The following is a 5,702-nucleotide window of genomic DNA, read 5'->3' on the forward strand; positions in this document are numbered from 1 at the left end:
GCCGTACCCCTTCGCGGGGTACGGCCCGCCGCCGTTTCCGGGTCCCGTACGCATTGCCCAGACGGGTGCCTCCTGCACATACTGGCGCGGCCGGGGACATACGTACGGGGGAGCGGACATGAGCGAGAGCACCAGCGGGCGCGGCACGGCGGTCGCGCAGGAGCCGGGCAGCGGGCCGATGGTCCGCGTCGAGGACCTGCGCCGCTCGTACGGGGAAGGCGCCGCCGCCGTCCACGCGCTGCGCGGGGTGTCCTTCGAGGTGCCGCGCGGCGAGCTCGTCGCCCTCAAGGGGCGCTCCGGATCCGGCAAGACGACGCTGCTCAACCTGGTCGGCGGGCTCGACCGGCCGGACGGCGGCCGGATCACCGTCGACTCCACGGACCTGGCGGACCTCGGCGAGGAGGGCCTGCTGGCGCTGCGCCGCGACCGTATCGGCTTCATCTTCCAGTCCTTCGGACTGATCCCGATCCTGTCGGCCGCCGAGAACGTCGGCGTCCCGATGCGGCTGCGCAAGGCCGACCCGCGCGAGCGCGACGCGCGCGTGGAGCTGCTGCTCGCCCTGGTCGGGCTCGGCGACCACGCCCAGCAGCGCCCCGGCGAGCTCTCCGGCGGCCAGCAGCAGCGCGTCGCCATCGCCCGCGCGCTCGCCAACCGGCCCGCGCTCCTGATCGCCGACGAGCCCACCGGCCAGCTGGACGCCGAGACCGGGCTCGCGGTCATGGAGCTGCTGCGCGCGGTCGTGCGCAGCGAGGGCGTCACCGCCCTGGTCGCCACCCACGACACCCAGCTGCTCGGGCTCGCGGACCGCGTCCTGGAGCTGAGCGACGGGCGGATCACCGACCACGGCTGACCGCCCCGGGCCCCACCCCGCGTATCAGAATCGCGTCAATACGGCAGCTCAGCCGCGCCCCGGGTCCGATTTGCCGGAATCGGGGGCCGTAAGGTCGGCACCGCGTACGCAGCAGTTCTCTGAAAGACAATGGGGCCATGGCACGCGGCAAGCTACGGATATACCTCGGTTCGGCACCGGGCGTCGGCAAGACGTACGCGATGCTGTCCGAGGGCCACCGGCGCGTGGAACGCGGCACCGACTGCGTGGTGGCGTTCGTGGAGCACCACGGGCGACCGCGCACCGAGGTGATGCTGCACGGCCTGGAGCAGATCCAGCGGCGCACCATCGAGTACCGCGGCTCGGTCTTCACCGAGATGGACGTCGACGCGGTCCTGGAGCGCAGGCCCGCCGTCGCCCTGGTGGACGAACTCGCCCACACCAATGTGCCCGGCTCGCGCAACACCAAGCGCTGGCAGGACGTCGAGGAGCTGCTCCAGGCGGGCATCGACGTCGTCTCGACCGTCAACATCCAGCACCTGGAGTCGCTGGGTGACGTCGTCGAGTCGATAACCGGCGTGCGCCAGCGCGAGACGGTGCCCGACGAGGTGGTGCGGCGGGCCAGCCAGATCGAGCTCGTCGACATGTCGCCGCAGGCGCTGCGCCGCCGGATGGCGCACGGCAACATCTACAAGTCCGACAAGGTCGACGCGGCCCTGTCCAACTACTTCCGCCCCGGCAATCTGACCGCGCTGCGCGAGCTCGCGCTGCTGTGGGTCGCGGACCGGGTCGACGAGTACCTCCAGCAGTACCGGGGCGAGCACAACATCCGCTCCACCTGGCAGGCCCGGGAGCGGATCGTCGTCGGTCTGACCGGCGGGCCCGAGGGCCGCACCCTGATCCGGCGCGCGGCCCGGATGGCCGCCAAGGGCTCCGGCAGCGAGATCCTCGCGGTGTACGTGGCCCGCAGCGACGGGCTGACCTCGGCCTCGCCCAAGGAGCTGGCCGTCCAGCGCACCCTGGTCGAAGACCTCGGCGGATCGTTTCACCACGTCATAGGCGACGACGTCCCGGCCTCCCTCCTGGAGTTCGCCCAGGGCGTCAACGCCACCCAGATCGTCCTCGGCTCCAGCCGCCGCAAGGCCTGGCAGTACGTCTTCGGGCCGGGCGTCGGCGCCACCGTGGCCCGCGAGTCCGGGCCCGACCTGGACGTGCACATCGTCACCCACGAAGAGGTCGCCAAGGGGCGCGGGCTTCCGGTGGCGCGCGGCGCGCGGCTCGGGCGGGCCCGGAGCATCTGGGGCTGGCTCTCGGGCGTCGCGGGACCCGCGCTGCTCACCCTGCTGCTGACCAACGTCGACGCGGACCTCGGGCTCGCCAACGACATGCTGCTCTTCCTGACGCTCACGGTCGCCGCGGCCCTGCTCGGCGGGCTCCTCCCGGCGCTCGCCTCCGCCGCGTTCGGCTCGTTCCTGCTGAACTACTACTTCACCCCGCCCGTCCACCAGATCACCATCGCGGACCCCAAGAACATCCTCGCCATCGCGATCTTCTTCCTGGTGGCGGTCTCGGTCGCCTCCGTCGTCGACCTCGCGGCCCGCCGCACCCACCAGGCGGCCCGGCTGCGCGCCGAGTCCGAGATCCTCTCGTTCCTGGCGGGCAGCGTGCTGCGCGGCGAGACCACGCTCGACGCGCTCCTGGAGCGGGTCCGCGAGACCTTCGCCATGGAGTCCGTGGCCCTCCTGGAGCGGGCGGGCGACGTAGAGCCGTGGACCCGCGCGGGCAGCGTCGGCCCGCACCCCGTGGCCCGCCCCGAGGACGCCGACGTCGACATGCCGGTCGGCGACCACATGGCGCTGGCCCTCAGCGGCCGGGTGCTGCCCGCCGAGGACCGCCGGGTGCTCGGCGCCTTCGCCGCCCAGGCCGCCGTCGTACTGGACCGCCAGCGCCTGGTCGACGAGGCCGAGGAGTCGCGCAAGCTCGCCGAGGGCAACCGCATCCGCACCGCGCTGCTCGCCGCCGTCAGCCATGACCTGCGCACCCCGCTGGCCTCCATCAAGGCCGCCGTCACCTCGCTGCGCTCCGACGACGTCGAATGGTCCGAGGACGACGAGGCCGAGCTCCTGGCGGGCATCGAGGACGGCGCGGACCGGCTCGACCACCTCGTCGGCAACCTCCTCGACATGTCCCGCCTCAACACCGGCACCGTCAGGCCGATCATCCGCGAGATCGACCTCGACGAGGTGGTCCCGATGGCGCTCGGCGGCGTCCCCGAGGACAGCGTCGAGCTGGACATCCCCGAGAGCCTGCCGATGGTCGCCGTCGACTCCGGGCTCCTGGAGCGGGCCGTCGCCAACATCGTCGAGAACGCCGTCAAGTACAGCCCCGACGCCGCGCCCGTCCTGGTGGCCGCCAGCGCCCTCGGCGACCGCGTGGAGGTCCGGGTGGCCGACCGCGGCCCCGGCGTCCCGGACGAGAGCAAGGAACGGATCTTCGAGCCCTTCCAGCGGTACGGTGACGCTCCGCGCGGCGCCGGAGTGGGACTGGGGCTCGCGGTCGCCCGGGGATTCGTCGAGTCGATGGGCGGCACCCTCACCGCCGAGGACACCCCCGGCGGCGGAATGACCATGGTGCTCACCCTCAGGGCGGTGCCCGGCCCCGGCCCGGTCGTCGCCGACCTCTCCGCCCAGGTCACCTCGTGACCCTCGGCCCACGGCAGAAAGCAGGATCCGTATGACCCGGGTGCTGGTGGTGGACGACGAGCCGCAGATCGTCCGCGCCCTCGTGATCAACCTCAAGGCGAGAAAGTACGAGGTGGACGCGGCTCCCGACGGGGCGACCGCCCTCCAGCTCGCGGCCGCCCGCCACCCCGACGTGGTCGTCCTGGACCTCGGCCTGCCCGACATGGACGGCGTCGAGGTGATCAAGGGGCTGCGCGGCTGGACCCGGGTACCGATCCTGGTGCTCTCCGCCCGCCACACCTCCGACGAGAAGGTCGAGGCGCTGGACGCGGGCGCCGACGACTACGTCACCAAGCCGTTCGGCATGGACGAGCTGCTCGCCCGGCTGCGGGCGGCCGTCCGCCGCGCCGAGCCGGTCGGCGGCGAGGGCGCGGACGACGTGGTGACGGTGGAGACCGAGGGCTTCACCGTCGACCTGGCCGCGAAGAAGGTCAACCGGGAGGGCCGGGACGTACGCCTCACGCCCACCGAATGGCACCTCCTGGAGGTACTGGTCCGCAACACCGGCCGGCTGGTCAGCCAGAAACAGCTCCTGCAGGAGGTCTGGGGCCCCTCCTACGGGACGGAGACGAACTACCTGCGCGTCTACATGGCCCAGCTGCGCCGCAAGCTGGAACTGGACCCCTCGCATCCGCGCCACTTCATCACGGAGCCGGGGATGGGGTACCGGTTCGAGCGGTGAGCCGTGGAGATCTGCTGGGGGTCTGGGGGTCGTCCCCCGGGAGGTGCAGCATCACGGAGCCGGGGATGGGGTACCGGTTCGAGCGGTGAGCCGTGGAGATCTGCTGGGGGTCTGGGGGTCGTCCCCCGGGAGGTGCAGCATCGCGGAGCGGGGGATGGGGTACCGGTTCGAGCGGTGAGCGGGCTGTGTCCGCGCGGTGAGCGGGGTGTGAGCGGGCTCGTGGCGGGATGGCCGCGGACACCTCCCGTGCCGGTGGGGGCCGGTACGCTTTCTGTATGAGTGCTGACCTTCGAACCGAGAAGCCCGCGGGGCGCTTCCGCCGGATGCTCGACCGGCTGTCCACCTCGCAGGAGGAGCTGCACTCCGCGGAACTGCAGGAGGACACGCAGGCCACGGGGTGCACCCGCATCTCCGACTGCGACGACCGCCAGATAGTCAAGGTGACTGGTACCTTGCGGACGGTCACCCTGCGCCCGAGGGCGGGCGTCCCGGCGCTGGAAGCCGAGCTCTTCGACGGGACCGCCCCGCTGGACGTGGTGTGGCTGGGACGGCGCTCGATCGTGGGCATAGAGCCGGGCCGCAAGCTGATCGCCTCGGGCCGGATCTCGATGAGCCACGGCCGGCGGGTGCTGTTCAACCCCAAATACGAACTCCGACCGCTCGGACAGGAGTAGCCGGTGACGTCAGTCGACAAGCCGACCACCACGACCGCCGCCAAGCACGCGCGCACCGCACCGGACGCCGACGCCAAAGCCGTCACCGAAGCCGCGCTCTTCGAGGCGTTCGGCGGGATCCGGGGCATGGTGGAGACGTGCCTGCCCGGGCTCCTCTTCGTCACCATCTTCACGGTCAACAAGGATCTGCACAGCTCGGCGATCGCCGCCGTCGCGGTCTCGCTGCTGCTCCTCGTGGTCCGGCTGATCCGCAAGGACACCGTCAAGCACGCCTTCAGCGGCGTCTTCGGCGTGGCCTTCGGCGTGGTCTTCGCGATGATGACGGGCAACGCGAAGGACTTCTATCTGCCGGGCATGATCTACACCCTGGGCCTGGCCGTCACGTATCTGGTGACCACGCTCTTCGGGGTCCCGCTGATCGGGCTGATGCTGGGCCCGGTCTTCAAGGAGAACCTGTCCTGGCGCACCAGGAACCCCGGCCGCAAGAAGGCGTACGCGAAGGCCAGTTGGGCCTGGGGCCTGATCCTGCTCGCCAAGTGCGCGATCCTCTTCCCGCTCTACTGGTGGGCCAACACCTCCCAGCTCGGCTGGGTGCTGATCGCCCTGAAGATCCCGCCGTTCCTGCTGGCGGTCTGGCTGACCTGGATCTTCCTGGCCAAGGCCCCGCCGCCCATCGACGTGTTCGCGGAGATGGAAGCGGAAGAGGAGGCCGCGAAGGCGGCCAAGGCCGCCGAGGCGGCTGGGAACTGACGACGCGAAAAGGGGGGCCCGGGGTG

General features: G+C 71.6%; 5 protein-coding genes. All 5 read left to right on the forward strand.

All coding sequences use genetic code 11. The features are described 5' to 3' along the window. Nucleotides 1-118 precede the first annotated feature (118 nt). The 5 genes from ACFWA7_RS39570 to ACFWA7_RS39590 all read left to right on the forward strand — a co-directional run bounded on the left by ACFWA7_RS39570 (nucleotide 119) and on the right by ACFWA7_RS39590 (nucleotide 5,676). Nucleotides 119-850: an ABC transporter ATP-binding protein gene (locus tag ACFWA7_RS39570; RefSeq protein ID WP_385828006.1), complete on the forward strand. Its 732-nt coding sequence runs from the start codon at nucleotides 119-121 to the stop codon at nucleotides 848-850. Nucleotides 851-987: 137 nt separating this feature from the next. Further along, nucleotides 988-3,531 carry an ATP-binding protein gene (locus ACFWA7_RS39575; protein ID WP_385550212.1) on the forward strand — a complete coding sequence of 848 codons (2,544 nt, stop codon included), beginning with the start codon at nucleotides 988-990 and terminating at the stop codon, nucleotides 3,529-3,531. A gap of 31 nt (nucleotides 3,532-3,562) precedes the next feature. After that, complete coding sequence (locus tag ACFWA7_RS39580) at nucleotides 3,563-4,252, forward strand: response regulator (RefSeq protein ID WP_385550215.1); 690 nt, start codon at nucleotides 3,563-3,565, stop codon at nucleotides 4,250-4,252. Nucleotides 4,253-4,527: 275 nt separating this feature from the next. Next, the gene (locus ACFWA7_RS39585; protein WP_079126363.1) at nucleotides 4,528-4,926 is read left to right on the forward strand and encodes an OB-fold nucleic acid binding domain-containing protein; all 399 of its coding nucleotides are present in this window, start codon (nucleotides 4,528-4,530) and stop codon (nucleotides 4,924-4,926) included. Between the two features lie 3 nt (nucleotides 4,927-4,929). Beyond that, entirely contained in the window at nucleotides 4,930-5,676 is a 747-nt protein-coding gene (locus ACFWA7_RS39590) for a DUF3159 domain-containing protein (protein WP_385828008.1), read from the forward strand. The last annotated feature ends 26 nt before the right edge of the window (nucleotides 5,677-5,702 follow it).

This window comes from Streptomyces sp. NPDC059994 (genome assembly GCF_042737755.1).
In the GTDB taxonomy this organism is placed as follows: domain Bacteria; phylum Actinomycetota; class Actinomycetes; order Streptomycetales; family Streptomycetaceae; genus Streptomyces.

Bases quoted from the DNA above. Each gene is read 5' to 3' on its own strand.
- ACFWA7_RS39570 (WP_385828006.1), top strand. From the start codon at position 119: ATGAGCGAGAGCACCAGCGGGCGCGGCACGGCGGTCGCGCAGGAGCCG.
- ACFWA7_RS39575 (WP_385550212.1), top strand. From the start codon at position 988: ATGGCACGCGGCAAGCTACGGATATACCTCGGTTCGGCACCGGGCGTC.
- ACFWA7_RS39580 (WP_385550215.1), top strand. From the start codon at position 3,563: ATGACCCGGGTGCTGGTGGTGGACGACGAGCCGCAGATCGTCCGCGCC.
- ACFWA7_RS39585 (WP_079126363.1), top strand. From the start codon at position 4,528: ATGAGTGCTGACCTTCGAACCGAGAAGCCCGCGGGGCGCTTCCGCCGG.